This window comes from Ruminococcus sp. (genome assembly GCF_045129435.1).
Classification (GTDB): Bacteria; Bacillota; Clostridia; order Oscillospirales; family Acutalibacteraceae; genus Ruminococcoides.
The window spans coordinates 1-18,768 of the sequence record NZ_JBGVJL010000090.1 but is presented as its reverse complement, the minus strand read 5'-3'; the positions used below and the strand labels follow the sequence as shown (position 1 = coordinate 18,768).

Annotated in this window: 18 protein-coding genes; 10 read left to right on the top strand and 8 right to left on the bottom strand. The window is 39.2% G+C overall.

Translation table 11 applies throughout. From position 1 onward, the window contains the following. Positions 1 to 211 precede the first annotated feature (211 nt). The gene (locus ACJMMI_RS04450; protein WP_405353923.1) at positions 212 to 1,108 is read right to left on the bottom strand and encodes a hypothetical protein; all 897 of its coding nucleotides are present in this window, start codon (positions 1,106 to 1,108) and stop codon (positions 212 to 214) included. A 337-nt stretch (positions 1,109 to 1,445) separates the two neighbouring features. Here ACJMMI_RS04450 and ACJMMI_RS04445 point away from each other — a divergent pair, with 337 nt between their 5' ends. Next, the gene (locus tag ACJMMI_RS04445) at positions 1,446 to 2,015 is read left to right on the top strand and encodes a DUF6935 domain-containing protein (RefSeq protein ID WP_405353922.1); all 570 of its coding nucleotides are present in this window, start codon (positions 1,446 to 1,448) and stop codon (positions 2,013 to 2,015) included. Between the two features lie 163 nt (positions 2,016 to 2,178). Here ACJMMI_RS04445 and ACJMMI_RS04440 read toward each other — a convergent pair whose 3' ends face one another. The 4 genes from ACJMMI_RS04440 to ACJMMI_RS04425 all read right to left on the bottom strand — a co-directional run bounded on the left by ACJMMI_RS04440 (position 2,179) and on the right by ACJMMI_RS04425 (position 6,510). Next, entirely contained in the window at positions 2,179 to 2,541 is a 363-nt protein-coding gene (locus tag ACJMMI_RS04440) for a helix-turn-helix domain-containing protein (protein WP_405353921.1), read from the bottom strand. Between the two features lie 716 nt (positions 2,542 to 3,257). After that, on the bottom strand, positions 3,258 to 4,613 hold the full coding sequence (locus ACJMMI_RS04435) for a sodium-dependent transporter (RefSeq protein WP_405353920.1): 1,356 nt from the start codon (positions 4,611 to 4,613) through the stop codon (positions 3,258 to 3,260). Positions 4,614 to 4,768: 155 nt separating this feature from the next. Beyond that, on the bottom strand, positions 4,769 to 6,073 hold the full coding sequence (locus ACJMMI_RS04430) for a DUF6198 family protein (protein ID WP_405353918.1): 1,305 nt from the start codon (positions 6,071 to 6,073) through the stop codon (positions 4,769 to 4,771). Beyond that, complete coding sequence (locus ACJMMI_RS04425; RefSeq protein WP_405353916.1) at positions 6,073 to 6,510, bottom strand: MarR family winged helix-turn-helix transcriptional regulator; 438 nt, start codon at positions 6,508 to 6,510, stop codon at positions 6,073 to 6,075. Before ACJMMI_RS04425 ends, ACJMMI_RS04430 begins: the two co-directional genes overlap by 1 nt. Before the next feature lie 237 nt (positions 6,511 to 6,747). Here ACJMMI_RS04425 and ACJMMI_RS04420 point away from each other — a divergent pair, with 237 nt between their 5' ends. Then, positions 6,748 to 7,551 carry a leucine-rich repeat protein gene (locus ACJMMI_RS04420; RefSeq protein WP_405353914.1) on the top strand — a complete coding sequence of 268 codons (804 nt, stop codon included), beginning with the start codon at positions 6,748 to 6,750 and terminating at the stop codon, positions 7,549 to 7,551. A 225-nt stretch (positions 7,552 to 7,776) separates the two neighbouring features. Here ACJMMI_RS04420 and ACJMMI_RS04415 read toward each other — a convergent pair whose 3' ends face one another. The 3 genes from ACJMMI_RS04415 to ACJMMI_RS04405 are packed head-to-tail and all read right to left on the bottom strand — an operon-like array spanning position 7,777 to position 11,081. After that, positions 7,777 to 9,369, bottom strand: coding sequence for an NAD(P)/FAD-dependent oxidoreductase (locus tag ACJMMI_RS04415; protein ID WP_405353913.1), 1,593 nt, complete (start codon positions 9,367 to 9,369; stop codon positions 7,777 to 7,779). Continuing rightward, on the bottom strand, positions 9,366 to 10,583 hold the full coding sequence (locus ACJMMI_RS04410) for an NAD(P)/FAD-dependent oxidoreductase (RefSeq protein WP_405353912.1): 1,218 nt from the start codon (positions 10,581 to 10,583) through the stop codon (positions 9,366 to 9,368). The genes ACJMMI_RS04415 and ACJMMI_RS04410 overlap by 4 nt, the downstream gene beginning before the upstream one ends. 48 nt (positions 10,584 to 10,631) lie before the next feature. Continuing rightward, on the bottom strand, positions 10,632 to 11,081 hold the full coding sequence (locus tag ACJMMI_RS04405; RefSeq protein ID WP_405353925.1) for a COG2426 family protein: 450 nt from the start codon (positions 11,079 to 11,081) through the stop codon (positions 10,632 to 10,634). A gap of 225 nt (positions 11,082 to 11,306) precedes the next feature. Between ACJMMI_RS04405 and ACJMMI_RS04400 the strand changes: the two genes are divergently transcribed. The 8 genes from ACJMMI_RS04400 to ACJMMI_RS04365 all read left to right on the top strand — a co-directional run bounded on the left by ACJMMI_RS04400 (position 11,307) and on the right by ACJMMI_RS04365 (position 18,452). Further along, the gene (locus ACJMMI_RS04400) at positions 11,307 to 11,810 is read left to right on the top strand and encodes a VanZ family protein (RefSeq protein ID WP_405353910.1); all 504 of its coding nucleotides are present in this window, start codon (positions 11,307 to 11,309) and stop codon (positions 11,808 to 11,810) included. A 24-nt stretch (positions 11,811 to 11,834) separates the two neighbouring features. After that, a complete protein-coding gene (locus ACJMMI_RS04395) occupies positions 11,835 to 13,187 on the top strand; it encodes an MATE family efflux transporter (RefSeq protein ID WP_405353909.1) in 1,353 nt (450 codons plus the stop codon). A 42-nt stretch (positions 13,188 to 13,229) separates the two neighbouring features. Then, a complete protein-coding gene (locus tag ACJMMI_RS04390; RefSeq protein WP_405353907.1) occupies positions 13,230 to 13,583 on the top strand; it encodes a hypothetical protein in 354 nt (117 codons plus the stop codon). After that, positions 13,573 to 14,181 carry a site-2 protease family protein gene (locus tag ACJMMI_RS04385; RefSeq protein WP_405353905.1) on the top strand — a complete coding sequence of 203 codons (609 nt, stop codon included), beginning with the start codon at positions 13,573 to 13,575 and terminating at the stop codon, positions 14,179 to 14,181. Before ACJMMI_RS04390 ends, ACJMMI_RS04385 begins: the two co-directional genes overlap by 11 nt. A gap of 13 nt (positions 14,182 to 14,194) precedes the next feature. Further along, positions 14,195 to 16,051 (top strand): TIGR03960 family B12-binding radical SAM protein, encoded by a 1,857-nt coding sequence (locus tag ACJMMI_RS04380; protein WP_405353903.1) that lies wholly within the window; start codon positions 14,195 to 14,197, stop codon positions 16,049 to 16,051. Continuing rightward, positions 16,026 to 16,682 carry a TIGR03936 family radical SAM-associated protein gene (locus tag ACJMMI_RS04375; RefSeq protein ID WP_405353901.1) on the top strand — a complete coding sequence of 219 codons (657 nt, stop codon included), beginning with the start codon at positions 16,026 to 16,028 and terminating at the stop codon, positions 16,680 to 16,682. Before ACJMMI_RS04380 ends, ACJMMI_RS04375 begins: the two co-directional genes overlap by 26 nt. A 3-nt stretch (positions 16,683 to 16,685) precedes the next feature. Beyond that, the gene (locus tag ACJMMI_RS04370; RefSeq protein ID WP_405353899.1) at positions 16,686 to 17,375 is read left to right on the top strand and encodes a hypothetical protein; all 690 of its coding nucleotides are present in this window, start codon (positions 16,686 to 16,688) and stop codon (positions 17,373 to 17,375) included. Positions 17,376 to 17,567: 192 nt separating this feature from the next. Further along, on the top strand, positions 17,568 to 18,452 hold the full coding sequence (locus ACJMMI_RS04365) for a TIGR01212 family radical SAM protein (protein ID WP_405353897.1): 885 nt from the start codon (positions 17,568 to 17,570) through the stop codon (positions 18,450 to 18,452). Positions 18,453 to 18,768: the final 316 nt, after the last annotated feature.

Below are 18,768 nucleotides of genomic sequence, written 5' to 3'. Positions count from 1 at the left end.
TATTCAAAAATATTGGGGGGTTTGCCCACACCACAACCTTTGAAAAAGGTTGACCAAATTTTTATTTTCAAGTATAAAGTCTGTAATAATTCAGGCAAAAATTTCTCGACCGTTGCTAAACCATAATTTACCCCAACTATGAAAAAGAACCATAAAGCAAAAAAGCAAGTGAAAGTAAAACCCTCACTTGCTTAATTTTTGCGTATTTTTATCAGATTTCCTTTTTCTTAGAAACTACAGAGAATACCACGATTGCGAGTACAATCATAACTGCAAATGCAACAGCAGGAACAACCGCACCGTAAATGTAATCAAATCCGCTTTCCTCATCAACAGTACCGCTGATTACTGTATAACCGTCAACATCTTCTGCACTGAGAGTGTATTTGCTGTCGCCAACTGTGAGTGCAAAGCTTTCGCTCTTGAGCATATTGTCTGTTACACCAAGACTCTCAAGCTCAGAAGCACCGCCAAGGTCAAAGCTTGAGCTTACGATTTTGCCGTCCTTTGCAATAATTGTATCACCCTTACAGCTATCTGCAAGGTTTTCGCCTGTAACCATTGCGTATGTGTCGGTATTTGTATCAATAATAACAACACCGCCGATCGAACGGGTAACACAAGCCATTACATTGTACATACCGCTTTCGCCCTCAACTGCTGTAGGCTCTGTTGTGCTTTTGTAGGTAATACCTTTAAGCACCTTTTTAAATTCCTTTGTAGCCTCGTCATCAAGAATACTCTTGCCAACCTTTGCAGAATCGGTAGCATTGATTATGTTGCCCTCAGGGTCGGTTACGATGAATGAATTAAGTCCAAGGCTCTTTGTAATTGTTGCAACAGCCTCGGCGTCTGTCATTTCATTTACGCAAGCAGAAACAATGTTTGCCTTTGCAAAAAGACCGTCCATAAATGCGTAGTTGTTATAGTTTGAATTGTTTACAAAGTCGCTTACTACGCTCTTTGCGTCCTTTAAATATCTGCCGTTGTCAGTGTTGTTGTTTGTGCTGAGTGCAACACATACTACTGATGTTGCCGCCATAATTACAGCAATCACAATAGCCATAACAACTGCAACGCTTTTCTTAACTGTTTTTGAATTTTTCATAATCTTCTTCCTTTCATAGTCCCTTGAATAAATAATAGCATTATATTTGTTTGTTTTCAAGTAAAGATTGTGAAATAATTAACTATTGTATATAAATTGACAATAATTATACATAAAATTACAAACTATACAGGTTATCAGAGTAAATAACTGCCTTTTTGTTTATTTTTACAATACATTTAAATTAAAATGTACATCAAATTTTTACCATATATCTCCAAGAAATAATTGATGAAATACTGAGCAATATATTGAAATAGTTGCTATAATATGCTAATATATGAGTATAAGTTGCTTATTTGCAAATGAAATTAAATCACAATAAAAGGAGGCAATTATGAGCATATTTGATAATCTCAACAATCATACGCAATCACAGCCATCGCCACAGGCACAGCAGAATTATGGTACAACAAGCCAAACCTTTATTTTCAATACCTTGCCCGAAAGCTTAGCTGAAATGCAGGCTTTACCTCAAGCAAGTCTTGACTCGCCATTTAAAACTGCCGCAATTACGGTTTGTGCATTGTGTGCCTATGCGACAAAAAAGGAAATTGGCATTGAAATGCTGAATTTTCTCAGAGGTCCACGACCACTCAACGGAATGGATATTTCATTTATTGACGACCGCTTTCGAGGCGGTAAAACCTACATACCGTTTTCGTATTTCAACGGTGCTGTTCCCGAAAACAACTACACACCTGTAACACCGTTTACAATCACAATCTCAAGCAATCACACTTCAGAATCAGAAAAAGGCTACATTAAGCTGTTTATTTCAAGTGGTGGTGCAGACAGTCCTCGTCCGATTAAACTCAGAGTGAAGGCTGACGGCAAGTGGTGCTTATGGGAGCAGTATCTGCTTACTGCAATCAAAGAGCCAAAGTTCTCTGACCCTTGGTCATAAACTTTACTCACTCACAAATGAATACGGAACGCTTGGTATTCATTTAGTATATTTAATTTAATATTTATTATTTAGTATTATTAGACTTCAAAATTTGCAGAGGTACGGTGCATAAAGGGAAGAACCTGTCTTCACTCATTAATGCACCTTACCTCATTATTTTTTAGGTCTGAGAATTGAGCTTTGCGAAATAATCCACAAGATTATCCCTTGCAAAGCCCTCATTATAGAAATTCGGATTAAGTTCGTATATAAACGATGTGTTCTGTTCCTTGCCGAACTTACTTGCTCGAAAGCCGCCCGACTTTGAAATGATTTCTCTGTCCTCAAGCTTGCGAATACTTTTTCTTACGGTGTTGTCACTCATTGAGCAGGAAACCGCAATCGTATGCACAGACGGAAAGCACACTCCGGTATTGTCACTGCAGCGTGAAAGAAAACTCAGCACAGCAAGCTCAGACGGAGTAAGCATAAGGTTAAACACCTCGTTTGGTAATGTAAAAAAGTTTTTCTTATTTGTAATCATAAATATTCACCTCAACTATACATAAAAAACCTTCAAAAATTGCACAAATTACGCTAATTTTTTAAAAAATAATTTAAAATTTAATGGTTCTGTTTTTAATGTTGAGGGTGATATTGATAAATTATAGTTTAGCAACGGTCGGGAAACTTTTGCTTAAATTAGCACAGACTCTATACCCGAAAATTAAAATTTGTTCAACCTTTTTCAAAGGTTGTGGGTGTGGGCAAAGCCCACAAATACTTTAAATTTATGCAAAATTCTGATAGCCAAACAGCCTGCTGTTTGGCGGCTTGAGCACAACAGCGAAAGCCTTATAATGCGACAGCAACACAAAAAGCCTTTTTCTTTTATTATTTATTAATGAAGTATTTCTTTTAAAAGGCTGTCGCCTGTTTTATCAAACTTTGCTTTAGCACACAAACAGCGTTGCTGTTTGTGCCTTATAAATTGTAATAAAAACAACTTTTCTTGGGCGTTGCCCAAACCCACGAGCCTTTTTAAAGGCTCGACCTAAATTTTTTTGTCCGAGCAGAAAACATAGACAATCTCAAAGCTTTTAACTCCCGACCGTTACTAAGTTATTGTCGGGAACAAAAAATTATTATTTTGCTAACTATCTTCTCGTAATATAAACCATAATTTACCCCAACTATAAAAAACAATTTATTAAAAAATTTCCCCATACCACAAATTTGTGATACAGGGAACAGAAAAAATTATTTTATAAAGCCTTGCACAAGCACGATTAGTACAAGAATAGGCAGAACAAACTGGAAGTAAGGCTTTAAAAATCTTGCAAACTTCATTCCTTTACCGGTGTTGCACTCAGCAAGATAGTTGTCAAAGCCCCAGCCAAACTTAGTGACGCAGAATAAAAGATAAATCAGAGAACCGACAGGCAAGAGGATATTACTTACAAGGAAGTCCTCCATACCGAGTACATTCTGACCAAACAATTCAAAACCACTCCAAATGTTAAAGCCGAACACGCATGGCAGGCTTGCAATCAAAATAATTATTGCGTTGATAAGCACAGACTTTTTACGGCTGATGCCAAACATATCAATGCAGAACGAAATGATGTTTTCAAAAACAGCAATAATCGTAGAGAAGCAGGCAAATGTCATAAACAAGAAGAATAATGTGCCCCAGATTCTGCCACCCGGCATATTTACAAATACATTAGGCAGGGTGATAAAAATAAGTGCAGGGCCTTGGTCAGGCTCAACTCCGTATGAGAAACAGGCAGGGAATATAATAAGACCCGCCATAATGGCAACGAATGTGTCGAGTGCACAGATTTTCACAGCCTCACCCGGCAAGGTGTTGTCCCTTGACATATAGCTGCCGAAAATTTCCATTGCGGCAATGCCAAGGCTGAGTGTGAAGAACGCCTGATTCATAGCGGCAGAAATAACATTGCTCAAGCCGATTTCAGACACCTTTGTAAAGTCGGGAATAAGGTAGAATTTCAAGCCTTCACCTGCACCCGAAAGCAAAATGCTGTTGACCGCAAGAGCCAAAATAAGCACAAGCAAAGCAATCATCATAACCTTGCTGACCTTTTCAATGCCCTTTTGAATACCTCGACTGCACACAAGAAAACCTAAAACGGTTATAATCGCCATCCAGATAACCATTTCAATCGGGTTTGACTGCAACTCTGAAAAAACATTTCCGACCTGCTCAGAGGTCATTCCGCTTTCAAAAGTGCCTGTAGCAAATTTGTAAAAATAGCTTGTCATCCAACCCGACACAGTTGTGTAGTACATCATCAAAAGGTAACAGCCAAGCATACAAAACCAACCGTGAATGTGCCACTTGCTATTTGGCTTTTCAAGGGTTTTGTAACCGAGCACAGCACTTTTTCGGCTTGCTCTGCCCACAGCCAACTCCATAGTCAGCACAGGAATACCCATCAGCACAAGGAAAATGAGGTAGAGCAATACAAAAAATCCACCGCCGTTTTCACCTGCAACATACGGAAACCTCCACACATTGCCGATACCGATCGCACAGCCCGCACTCACAAGAATGAAGCCAAGCCGTGACTTAAAACTTTCTCTTTCCATAGAAACTCTCCTAAACATAAACTGTAACAATTATACAAAAATATATAACGCTTTGTCAAGTAATAGAAAAATTTAGTTAAATTTTCATTCATTTAAACGGCTTAAAAACAAAACCAAGGATGCACTTTTGTACCCTTGGTTTTTATAATACTATCTTATTTTTCCAGACCAAACTTTCTCTCAAAAAGCACTCTGATAAGCTCGGCGGTATTTTTGTAGCCGAAATCATCGGAATTAATGGTGAGATTATAATTTTTAGCGTTGCCCCATTCGGTATCGGTAAAATATCTGCAATGTTCGGCTCGCTCTTGATTAACCTTTCGTACCTGATGGGCGGCTTTTTCTTTAGTAAGGTTATCACGCTCGCTTACCTTTTCTATCTCGCTTTTTTCGTCAGCCGTAACAAATACATTGTAGATATGCTTTTTATTGCGAAGTATGTAGTTTGCAAGCCTGCCGACAATTACGCAGTTTTCGGTCTTTGCAATATTTAAAATAACCGATTCTTCCTTTTCAAAAAGGCTGTTAATATTCGGAATTATGTCGCCGTTATGCGGCTGATACCACTCGAAAAAGTCATTGAGCATCGGCTTGCCCGGTGTCTGTTCATTTTTGCTGATGTACTCAGGGGAATAGCCGCTTTCCTCCATAACAAGCTTTATAAGCTCGGTATCGTAGTATTTGTAACCAAGCTTTTCTGCAAGAAGCTTGCCAATCTCTCTGCCGCCACTTCCGTATTCTCTTGAAATTGTGATAACATAGGTTGGAGTTGCTGAGTTGTCCGATTCGGCAATACTCTCGCTTTCATCAACCTTGCCAAGCAGCTTATCTCTGTATTTGCCAAATGCTTTATTGATGATACCAAGAATAAATCCAACCAAAAAAGCCGCAATTACTGTACCAATGCCAACACTTCCGAGGTTATGTATAAAAATAAGACAAGCAGAACCCGAAATTACTACCATAGTAATATCAAAAGCCATTTTTACCTTGGAAAATTCAATTTTTGTAACGCTTGAAACCGCACTCATAACGCCCTCACCGGCAAGCGGAATTACATCGGCAGGCAGGTAGAGGAAAATTCCAACAGCCACAATAGCCGCACTTATAAGCACCATAATTATTCTGATTACAATATTGTCGGGAGTGGGGAAGAAGCTTACAAGGTAGTTGCAAAAGGTAGTAAAATAACCGAATACAACGCCTACAGGAATCTGTAAAAGGCTTATAAGCTTAAACTTTTTTCTGAGAATAATAAGCTGAATAAGCACCAAAAATATATGGAAAATTATTGTAGCTTTGCCCATTTCAATTCCCCATATACAGGTCATTGTGTAGGGAATAGAGCTTACCGGCGACACACCGAGATTAGATTTTACCGAAATTGCAATTCCGATTGTCATTATAAACAAGCCGACAAGATACATTGGAATACGCACCTTGAGATTTTTTAAATTCATTACGCTTTGTCCTCCTTGTCATTATCAATCATATTTTCATACACACGCATAAGCAAATCATTGAACTGTTCTTTCTCATCATCAGAAAAATTTTTGAGTGCCATACTCTCGACCTTATCAAATTTTTCATTGAGATACTCTACATATTGCTTACCCTTATCGGTAAGGAACACATACAGCGAGCGTCTGTCACCGCCAAGCATTTTTCGCTCAATATAGCCCTTGCTTTCCATACCTTTTAAAATAACGGTAATGGACGCAGGCTCAATGTGACAGCCTCTTGCAATTTCCTTTTGCACACAGCCGTCGTGATTTTTTAGATAGTCCAAAATCTTCGGCTGACCTGGAGTAAGTCCCGATTCTCTAATGCTTGCAAGTAATGATTTCTGCACCAAAAAATGGTCTGCCATAAGCAGATAGTGAATTGATTCTTTCATACAGCGCCCTCGTAATAATTAAATTTCTAATAGTTAGATTTCTAATTAATTATATACCTACATATTTTTGAAATCAATGCTTTGATATTTTTTCTCTTTTTTGCACATTTTTAGCTTTTATCATAAATAATTTTTAGACCTTAAAATTTGCTGTTTAAGTTTAATTAACGGGCGTGATTATTGACATTTGAAAATTTTGTTGTTATTATAAAATTACTAATTCAAAGGAGAGATATTATGAAGTTCACTAAAAAATTAATTTCCGTATTGCTTGCTTTAGCATTGCTCGTAAGCGTATTTGCAACATTATCAGTTACTGTAAATGCCGCTGAAACTAAGCAAAGCAGAGAAGAAACTCATATCATATATACAAGTGGTGATTATAAATACGAAAATATTGACGGAAACTCAATTATTTTTTGGGAATACACAGGTGACAACACCAATTTAGTAGTACCTGAAAAGATTGACGGCAAAACTGTAACAATGCTTGCTCGTGGTGCATTTTACGATAAAACAAGCTTGAAAAGCATTACACTTCCAAAAACTCTTACTTACATCAAGGGGTGTGCTTTTTGGGGTTGCACAAGCCTTGAAAACATAGTTATACCTAACGGCGTTACAACTATTGAAGAGTACGCTTTTGCTGAATGTGCAAGTCTAAGCTCAGTTACAATTCCCAAAAGCGTAACAGCAATTGGTGATAGATTATTTTTTAATGTTTCTGATGTGACAGTTTACGGTTACAAAAACTCAGAGGCTGAAACATATGTGAGCAACTACTATCCACAAGATAACATCAAATTCGTTGCCATTGATGAACAGTTAGTCAAAGGTGATGCAAACGGTGACGGTGTTGTAACAGTTGCCGATGTTACATATATGCAGCTTTATCTCGCAGGCAATAAAAAAGATGACGGTACACCGCTTATAGATGTGAACAACAAGTCTGTGCTTGAAGCACTTGATATGAACGGTGACGGTCAGCTTACTGTAGCCGATGTAACTGAGCTTCAGATGTATATTGCTGAACAAGACTAATAATTTACATAAGCTGTAGTAGGAAATTAGTATTCAACCGAATATTTTATTATTTTTAATAAGCCTTAAAGCAGAAACACAAAAGTGCAGTTCATAATGAGCCGCACTTTCTTTATATGGGTATTATTTAGTTGAAGAAAATTATAGTTTGTAACGGTAGAAAATTCTTTCTTGAGTTAGCATATACTTTATACCCGAACATTTAAAACAAAATCTCTTTATATATTATTCTATAACAGAATTTTTAATTATCTTTTCAGCACATTTAATTCCGTCAACTGCGGCAGAAATTATTCCGCCTGCATAGCCTGCACCCTCACCGCATGGGTAAAGTCCACTGATTGCCACGCTTTGCAAATCGCTGTTTCTCATAATTCTGATAGGGGAAGAGCTTCTGGTTTCCACACCTGTCAGCACCGCATCTCCATAAGCAAAGCCATGCAATTTTTTATCCATCTGCACAATAGCCTGTCGCATTGAATTTGCAATAAATTCAGGCAAACATTTATCAAGGCTTGTCGGTGTAACGGCAGGGCCTATTGACGGCTTTACATCACCGATTTTTGTGCTTGCATTACCCTCAAGAAAGTCACACACACGCTGAACGGGAGCATTAAAATTCTCTCCGCCTGCCACAAAAGCCTTATGCTCAAGCTCACGCTGAAAGTACATTCCGGCAAGCACATTATCAGAGCCAAAGTCAGCAGGATTCACACCCACAAGCAAAGCGGCATTTGAATTTTCCTCGTTACGGGCAAATTCACTCATACCGTTGGTACAAAGTCTTTTTTCCTCACTTGAGGCATTTACAACCTTGCCACCAGGGCACATACAAAATGTATAAACACCTCTGCCGTTTTCAAGATGAACATTTGTCTTGTAGCTTGCCGCACCCAATGCCTTGTTTCCGGCAAATTTTCCGTACTGTGACCTGTCAATCATTTCTCTGTGATGCTCAATTCTCGCACCCACCGAAAAAGCCTTTGCCTCAATCGGCACAGCCTTTTCATTAAGCATTTCAAAGGTATCCCTTGCACTATGACCAATCGCAAGAATAATTGCGTTGGTATCAATGCTTTCTGTTGTGCCGTTGTGCTCAACCTCAGCCGAGGTAACAGCACTGTCATTTACCGAAAAGCCAACCAGCTTGGTTTCAAACATCACCTTACCGCCAAGTCTTATAATTTCTTCTCTTATGCTCTTAACAGTCGGTCTGAGCCTGTCCGTACCGATATGCGGCTTTGCATTGTAAAGGATTTCCTCCGGTGCACCATGCTTTACAAATTCTATTAGCACCTTACGCTGACGAGTGTCCTTTGTGCCTGTGGTAAGCTTGCCGTCTGAAAAAGTGCCTGCACCGCCCTCGCCAAACTGAACATTACTTGTTGTATCCAAAATACCGCTCTGCCAGAATTTCTGTACATCGGCTGTTCGGGTGTCAACATCTCTGCCACGCTCCACAAGAATCGGCTTTGCACCGCTTTGTGCAAGAATCAATGCCGCAAAAAGTCCGGCAGGTCCTGCACCAACCACAACAGGGCTGACTGCACCCTTGAATTTCTCTACATTATATTCGTATTTCTCTACGATTTCAGCATTCTTGAATTTTTTGCAGACCTTTTCTTCATTCACAAAAAGTTCAGCGTCAACCGTTGCAAGGAAAAATATATTGTCCTTTTTTCTTGCGTCAACCGAGCGTCTGAAAATCGTACAGCTTTTAAAAAACTTCTTATCTACATTTACAGACTTAGCCGCCTTGTTAAGCACAGTTTCGCTTGTGTAGTCAAGCGGCAGATGTATATTGCTTATTCTTATCATAGATTTTCTCCTGTTATAATTCCGCTTGCAAAAGCAAAGTGCAAATTAAATCCACCGCAGTCACCGCACACATCGAGTGCCTCACCGCAGATAAAAAGATTTTTTACAATTCTGCTTTCAAAAGTGTGGCGGTTCACTTCATCGCCGTTCACACCGCCAAGCATTACCTGTGCTTTTGCAAAGTCCTTGCATTGCCTACACTCAAATTTCCAATCAAGAATTAAACTCGCAAGCAGCTTAATTTCCTTATCGCTAAGCCTTCTGCATTTTTCGCTGAGCGGCTTTTGAGTTACATTCTTAATAAGAGCAATGCCGATTTTCTTATGAAACAATCCTGTAAAAAAGTCCTCAAGAATTTCATCGGCAAACAGTCTTTTCCTTTCAAAAAGCAGATTTAACAATTCTATATATGTGTAATCCTTTGCAAGATTTACTGAGATAATTGGATTTCTCGCCTTAGGCAAAATTGTTGTAAGATTAAACACGCAAATGCCCGACAACGCATTCTCCGTAAACTGCACCTCACCGCTTTCGGTTTTTAATGCCTTGCTGCCGTCATAAAGCGTAACCTCCGCCTTTGCCCGTATTCCTTTAAGACTCTTTATGAAGTCGCTTTTAACCTGTACAGGGCATAAAGCAGGGGAAAGAGGTGTGATTTTGTGACCGAGGTTTTTTATAACATCAAGTCCCATACCGCTGCCGCCGGCTGTCGGAAAAGCCTTGCCGCCGCATGACATCACAAGCTTTTTTGCTACAAATTCGCCTTTTGTGGTTTTTACATTAAAGCTGCCGCCCTTTTTGCGTACAAGTTCAACCCTGCAATCGCAGACAATTTCTATATTTAGCCTTTTTATTTCCATTAAAAGCACATCAAGCACAGCACTTGCCTGTCTGGAATGTGGATACACAAGACCGTTTTCTTCGGTGTCACACACAAGACCGAGTGCAGCAAAAAAATCCATAAGCCTTTGTGCCGAAAATCTTTTTAGCACAGGTGCGGTATCAAAACTGCCGTGGTAAAATTCTTTGCTTACATTTATATTGGTAAGATTACATCTGCCGTTGCCTGTAACAAGAATTTTCTTGCCTGGCTTATTCTGAGCCTCAAGCACTAAAACTTTAAGGTTGCTGTTTTTACGCTTAGCCGAGATCGCAGCAGTAAGTCCCGACGCACCCGCACCGACTATAATTATATCAAAATTTGTATTATTCAAAGTTATCATCCTAAAAAACAAGGCAGCATACGCTGCCCGTCATAAGTTTTATTTTGGAGCAAAGATTGCACTCAGTCCGCCAAAAAGTCCCATACTTGCAAGACCCATAATAATACCTGCAAGCAACACACCGAGCATTACGGCAATTACGCTTGACTTAAAGTCCATATCAAGCATACTTGCGGCAAGTGTACCCGTCCAAGCACCTGTACCCGGAAGCGGAATACCTACAAACAAAAGCAATGCAAAAAATAAGCCTTTGCCTGCCTTAGCCTGAAGCTTTTTGCCGCCCTTTTCGCCCTTTTCAAGGCAAAATCTAAAGAATTTACCGATAAACTTTTTGTCGCTGCCCCACACAAGCACCTTTCTTGCAAAGAAATAAATAAAAGGCACAGGGAGCATATTACCTAAAATTGCTAGAACATACACCCAGAACAAGTCAAGCTGCATTCCCACACCAAACGGAACAGCACCTCTCAGCTCAATAAGAGGAACCATAGAAATCAGAAACACCAAGATATAGTTTAACAAAACAATACCCCTTTCAAAAATAAAGTACTAAAATAGTATAACAGATATACATATATATTGCAATTTATTTTTTATCTAAAAAACCAAGCTATTTACGATATTTTTTAACACACATTTAAAATCTTGCAATTCCTGTAATTGCCGATTGACATATTATGTAGATTTGTGTAAAATAATACGAGGTGACTAAAAATGAGTAAAAATAATCTTAATTGTTGTACCGCTAAAGCCAAGGTAATTTTCATTGTAATTACCCTGTGTTTTATCGGTTTTGCTTTTGTTCATTCCTCAATGCCTGCCTACGAGTCTGCCGAAGAAAGCGGAAATGTTCTGTCTTTTTTACAGGACTTTTTTAACGGCTTAGGTTTAAAAGCAGAGCTTACAGACTACATAGTGCGAAAATCGGCTCACTTCTGCGAATACTCAGCTATAGGTGCAATGCTTATGCTGTGTGCCTTTTCTTTTAATAAAGAAAAGCCGTATAAATACTATATAAATGTTATGTTTTGCGGACTTTTGACGGCTGTTGTTGACGAAACCATTCAGCTTAATGTTGAGGGCAGAGCAGGAATGGTTGAAGATGTTCTGCTTGACTTTGTGGGAATAATAGCAGGCACAATATTTATGTTCATAATATTTGCAATACGCAGATTAATTTTAAAATCAAAACATAAAAGTGAAAAGCAAAAGAATTAGAATTAAGAAAGGACAGGAAAACGAATGGAAAATGTAAAAGAAAACAAAATGGGTACTATGCCCATGACAAAGCTTATCTTAACTATGTCTTTGCCTGCTATTTTTTCAATGACAATTATGGCAATGTACAATGTTGTAGATAGTATATTCATTGGACAGTACAGTCAGGAGGGACTAAACGCAACCTCTCTTGCTTACCCTTTGCAAATGCTTTTGATTGCCGTTGCAGTCGGCACAGGCGTTGGCATTAACTCTCTTGTTTCAAGACGACTTGGCGAAAAGAATTTTGAGGAGGCAAACGAAGTAGCCACCCATGGCTTGCTTTTAAGCTTTTTAAGCTATGCTTTCTTCCTTATTTTAGGACTTTTTATTTCAAGACCGTTTATGGCACTCTACACTTCAAATCAAAACATTATTGAGTACGGTACTCAGTATCTCACAGTTGTTTTGTGCTTCTCACTTTTCTCAATCATCGAGGTAACCATTGAAAAAACCTTGCAGGCTACAGGCAATATGATTTTTCCAATGCTCTTTCAGCTTACAGGTGCGGTAGTGAATATTATTTTTGACCCGCTTTTAATCTTCGGTGTAGGTCCGTTCCCTGAGCTTGGCGTTATGGGTGCTGCCATTGCAACAGTATTCGGTCAGTTTTGCAGTATGATTTTTGCACTTCTCGTAATCTTCTTAAAATCTCATCTCATCAAGATTACCTTCAAAAACTTTAAGTTCAGTATGCAGACAATTAAAAACATCTATGCCGTTGGCTTACCGTCAATTATTATGCAGTCAATCGGCTCAATTATGATTGTCGGCTTAAATGGTATTCTCGCCGCTTCCGAGGCTTCCGTAACAGTTCTCGGTGTTTATTATAAATTACAGAGCTTTGTATTTATGCCTTGCTTTGGTCTTAATCAGGGCGTTATGCCAATTATCGGATACAACTTTGGTGCGAGAAACCGCAAGCGTCTTTACTCGGCACTCAAGCGTGGTCTTATCATTGCGGTAATTATTATGGCTTTGGGCACAATAGCAATGTGGACAATTCCTCATCAGCTTATTTCAATGTTTGGCGGTACGGAAGAGCTTATGCAAATTGGTGTACCTGCATTCAGAATCATAAGCCTTTGTTTTATTCCTGCTGCCGCAGGCATTATCTTCACAACACTTTTCCAGGCAGTCGGAAAGGGCATAAGAAGTCTTATAATGTCAGTTGCCCGTCAGCTTGTACTTATTTTACCAATCGCATTTATCTTCTCAAAAATCTGGGGACTCGGTGCTGTATGGTACGCATTCCCAATAGCCGAAATTTTCTCACTTGCCATTGCAATCGGCTTCTTTATAAACCTTGTAAAAGGCGAATTTAAAAAGTTAGGTTAATTATGTCCACCTCAGTGCATATATTGCATTGAGGTGGTTGTTTTGACAGAAGAAAAATTTACAAATGAAATTACATACGATGACGGCTGGCAGAATGTTTCCTGCCCTGAATACTCTGCTCCGATAAAACCGGAGGAAGATAATAAAGAAGAAAACCTGCCGCCACAAAAGCCCAAAAAGCAGCATAATACACAGGTTCTCGTCACAGCACAGCTTATAATATGTATTCTTATTGCTTTGGCTGCCCTCATTATTAAAACTATAGGCGGAGATTTTTACACATCTGCAAGGGATTGGTACTACTCAGAGCTTAATAAGTCGATTATAGCCGAAGAAAGCGAGGATACTCAAAAGCTATCTGAAATTTTCGGCACAGCCACAAACGATGAAATTTGAAATTTTTAAAATCAAATTCTGTATTTCCTACACCTTGCTCTGCCTGATTGCAATCTGCATTATTCTTGATATGTTCAAAGGCTTTGTAATGTGCTGCTTTGCGGTAGTAATACACGAATCGGGACATCTTATAATGATGCTGATTTTTGGCAGTAAGCCGAGGAAAATCAGCATATCTCCCTTTGAAATCGCCATAAAAGACGAGGGCAGACAGCAAAGAAGTGATTTACAGAATTTTTTTATAGTTTTTTTCGGACCTTTTGCGAATTTCATTTGTTTTATTCTGCTTTTTCTGCTATACTTATATAGTAATGCAGATTTCTTGAGCTTTGCTTATGTAAATCTTTCACTCTGCCTTTTAAATCTTTTGCCCGTAATGTCATTTGACGGTGGGCAAATGCTTTACATTCTGCTAAGTCGCAGGCTAAGCAGTCAAACGGCAGAAAAGGCAGTTAATATTATAACTTTTATCGCATTATTTCCAATAGCAGTGTTGGGATTTATAATTTTATTCAACTCAAATTATAATTTTTCGCTGTTGTTTGTATGCGGTTACATTATACTTTCATTAATTTTCAAAAATAACAGGTATTTCTGACGGAGGTTATACAATGGTCAGCAAGGAAGTAGAAAAGCTTTTGCTTAAGGTTCAAAAGCCGGGCAGATATGTCGGCGGTGAGCTTAACGCAGTTGTAAAAAATAAAAAGGATGTTGATGTAAGGTTTGCTTTCTGCTTTCCTGATACCTACGAAGTGGGTATGTCGCACCTTGGTATGAAAATTCTTTACAGCTTGTTCAACACAGTTCCATACATCTGGTGCGAGCGTGTTTTCGCACCTTGGATAGATATGGAAGAAGAAATGATTAAAAATAATATTCCGCTTTATGCACTCGAAAGCGGTGACCCGGTTTCGGAGTTTGATTTTATTGGCTTTACTTTGCAGTATGAATTAAGCTTTACAAATGTGCTCAATATGCTCAAGCTTTCCGGTGTGCCAATCAAGTCAAGCGACCGCACAGGCTTAAAACAAATTGTAGTAGCAGGCGGCCCATGTGCATGCAATCCTGAGCCAATCGCAGACTTTATCGACCTTTTCTTTATCGGTGAGGGCGAAGAGGTTGACCTTGAGGTTATTGAGCTTTACAGAAAATGCAGAGCCGAGGGCAAGACAAGGGAAGAGTTTCTGATTGAATGTGCCCAAATTGAGGGCGTATATGTACCATCACTTTATGATGTTGAGTACAATGAAGACGGCACAATCAAACGCTATATTCCAAAGCACAACGCCCCTGCCGTAGTCCATAAAAGACTTATGAAGAAAATGGACGAAAGCTATTATCCCGACAACTTTGTAGTTCCGCTTGTCGAAATCGTACATGACCGAGCAGTACAGGAAATTTTCAGAGGCTGTATTCGTGGCTGTCGTTTCTGTCAGGCAGGCTTTATCTATCGTCCTGTTCGTGAGAAATCTCCTGAGGTTATCAATAAGCAGTGCAAAGCACTCTGCGACAACACAGGCTATGACGAGGTTTCTCTGTCATCTTTAAGTTCAAGCGACTACACACAGATTGTGCCGTTGCTTGAAAAACTCAACGAATGGAGCAAGGACGAAAAAGTCAGTATTTCACTGCCGTCTTTGCGTGTTGACGGCTTCACCGATGACATTATGAATAAAATCAAAACCGTACGCAAAAGCGGACTTACCTTTGCACCTGAGGCAGGCAGTCAGCGTATGCGTGATGTTATCAATAAAAATGTTCAGCATGACGAGCTTATGCAGACCTGTGCCACAGCCTTTGAGGGCGGCTGGACTACCGTTAAGCTTTACTTTATGATAGGCTTGCCAACCGAAACTATGGACGATGTAAAGGCGATTGCCGACCTCGGTCAGGCAGTAGTTGATACCTACTACCATTGCCCAAACAAGCCAAAGGGCAAGAGCGTGCGTGTTACGGTTTCTGCCTCATCATTTGTTCCAAAGCCGTTTACGCCTTTCCAATGGCACGCACAGGATACAATTCCTACCTTACACGCCAAGCAGGAGCATATCAAAGAGAGCATTACCACCCGCAAAATTCAGTTCAATTACCACGATGCAGACACAAGCTACCTTGAGGCAGTTTTTGCCAGAGGCGACAGAAAACTTTGCAAGGCAATGGAGGTTGCATGCGAAAGAGGCTTTCACTTTGACGGTTGGGGCGATTGCTTTGACTTGCAGAAGTGGCTCGATATTTTTGATGAATGTGGCATTGACCCAACATTCTACGCTAATCGTCAGCGTTCCTTTGACGAGGTATTCCCATGGGATCACCTCGACTACGGTGTTACAAAGGACTACCTTATTAAGGAATGTAAAAAAGCATATGAAAATACAACAACGCCGCATTGCCGCTTAAAGTGCAACAACTGCGGTGCAGCAAAATACGGGGAGGGTGTGTGCTTTGAAAAACGCAAGAGTCTGGTTTAAAAAAGACAATGAATGTCGCTATATTTCTCACCTTGATTTAAACCGCTGTATGCTCAGAGCCTTGCACAAAAGCAAAGCTCCTATCTGGCACACAGAGGGCTTCAATCCACACCCGTTCGCAACATTTCCTCTGCCGCTTTCACTTGGCTTTCGTGGCATAAACGAGTGTATGGACATAAAACTGATTGAGGATATTTCAAACGAAGATTTAATTAACAATCTCAATGCCTGCTTGCCCGAGGGCATAAGAGTTTTTGCCGTAACCGAACCTGTTATGAAAGCTGGCAAAATTGCCTATGCAAGCTTTAATATGAAAATCAGCAGTGATAATCTCAACTCTCACAAGGTTTACACAGCCCTCAAAGACCTCTTGGAAAGCGAAGAAATTATGCTTGAAAAGAAGTCAAAGTCAGGCTACAAAACCGTTGATTTAAAGAAAAGCATTAAAAAATACACCTTGTCCGAAAAATTCGATTTTACAGAGCTTGAAATCACACTTTCGGCAGGCAGTACCGACAACGCAAATCCAAACCTTGTTATTACCGCTTTGCAGAATGCCACAGGCGAGGAATTTTACGCTGACATCACAAGAGAGGATTTATATAATTCCGATATGGAATTATTTAGATAAGCTATGTTTAAATTTACAATTCGCAATGCAAATTTTCTCAATGATTTTTACGCAAAGTTCAATCAATATCTGAACAAATCATATAAATTCAGTATGCTTTATCTTTCAAACCCTGCTTTTGCGGAGTATAAGGATAACGAAAGGCTCGTTCTGCTTTCGATTAATAAGTCAATTTTTCAGAATATGCTCAGCTTTCTGCGTTTAAACGACAGCAATATGCAGTTTTCGGCTTTTGCCTGCCTTGAGTCTGCGGTAAACTCAATCCGCCTTTACAAGGTGCTTGTAAATAAGCCTGAGTATATGCACAGCTTTATTACAAAAGAGGACTTTGTAATGGAAATGTGCGAAAGCGAAATTGCCGATAAAATCACAGAGTACAATCCCGATTATCAGGAGGATTTCTCTTTAAAGGAATTTGCGGCAGCACTCAAAAAAATAAACAGCTTTGTATATAAAACAAATATCAAGGCACAGCTTGCAGACGGCGGAGTATATCTCGGACTTTCCTGCGGAGAAAACCTATCTCAGAGCTTACAGGACGAAGTGCGAAAAAATCTGATCGGTGCTTACCTGTCACTGCAGATACACACAAAGCAGTTCTTTAACGGCGGAATTGACAAAGATTATGAGAAACTTGAGGACGAAATTACAGCAAAATTTCTTGAATACATCAAACTTTATTCAAATCTTTGATTTTTGAAAGATTTCACAAAGTTTCACAATTTATTGTACTTTTATTCATATAATCGTCACAAAGGCAGGTTATTATGTAAGCACAATAAAGTTAACAAGAAATTTTCATAGATTTTCCTCTTCTAAATTTTTTAACCAATGCAGTGGCCGACTTAGTCGGTCACTTTGCATTTTACGGAAAACGGAGCATTTATGTACTACTATTCACTTAATGAATATCTGAAAAATACCTTTGGCGAAAAGGTGTATAAAATCTCACTTGACGGCGGAATGACCTGTCCGAATCGTGACGGCAAAATCGACACACGAGGATGTATTTTCTGTAGCCGAGGCGGTTCGGGAGAATTTTCCGCAAGCCGAAATCTAAGCATTACACAGCAGATTGAGGAAGCAAAGGGGAGAATCAGAAAAAAATCCGACTGCAAAAAATTCATAGCCTATTTTCAGCCTTTCACAAATACCTATGCAAGCGTTGAATATCTCAGAAGGATTTTTACCGAAGCAATCGAAAATCCCGAAATCGTTGCATTGTCAGTTGCCACTCGTCCAGATTGCCTGCCCGATGATACCATAGCCTTGCTTTCCGAACTTAACAAAATCAAGCCTGTATGGGTGGAGCTTGGCTTGCAGACAATTCATGAAAATACAGCCGAGTACATTCGCAGAGGTTATAAACTGAGCGTATATGACAATGCCGTAAAACGCCTGCACAACGAAAATATCAGCGTAATTACCCACATAATAATAGGATTGCCAAATGAAACCGAAGATATGATTGTTGAGTCCGCAAAATACGCAGGTGAACACTCAGACGGCATAAAACTTCAGCTTTTACATATTTTGAAAGATACTGACCTTTGCGATGAGTATGAAAAGGGAAATGTAACCGTTCTCACACTTGAGCAGTACGCAGATATTCTGATAAAATGCCTGAAAGTAATTCCAAAAACCACAGTAATCCACCGCCTTACAGGTGACGGTGACAAAAAAATTCTTGTTGCTCCAATGTGGAGTGCCGACAAAAAGCGTGTACTTAACTTCATTAACAAAGCAATCAAAGCCACACCCGAAGAATAATTCTTATCTATTCAGCTTGAATTAACAAAATTCAGGCTGTTTTTATTTTCAAAAAATTTTTAAATAAAATTTTAAAAACTATTGACTTAAAGCTAACTTTAAGTTGTAAAATATACTCAAATCATTAATAAATCAGCTTGGAGGTATAATTTATGTCAAAAATTCTTACTGTTTATTATTCACGCAAGGGCGAAAACTACTGGAACGGCTCAATTAAAAATCTTAAAAAAGGCAATACCGAACGAGTAGCCGAATTTATTCAGAAAGCTGTTGGCGGTGATATTTTCGAGGTTGACTCTGTAAAGACCTACGATGC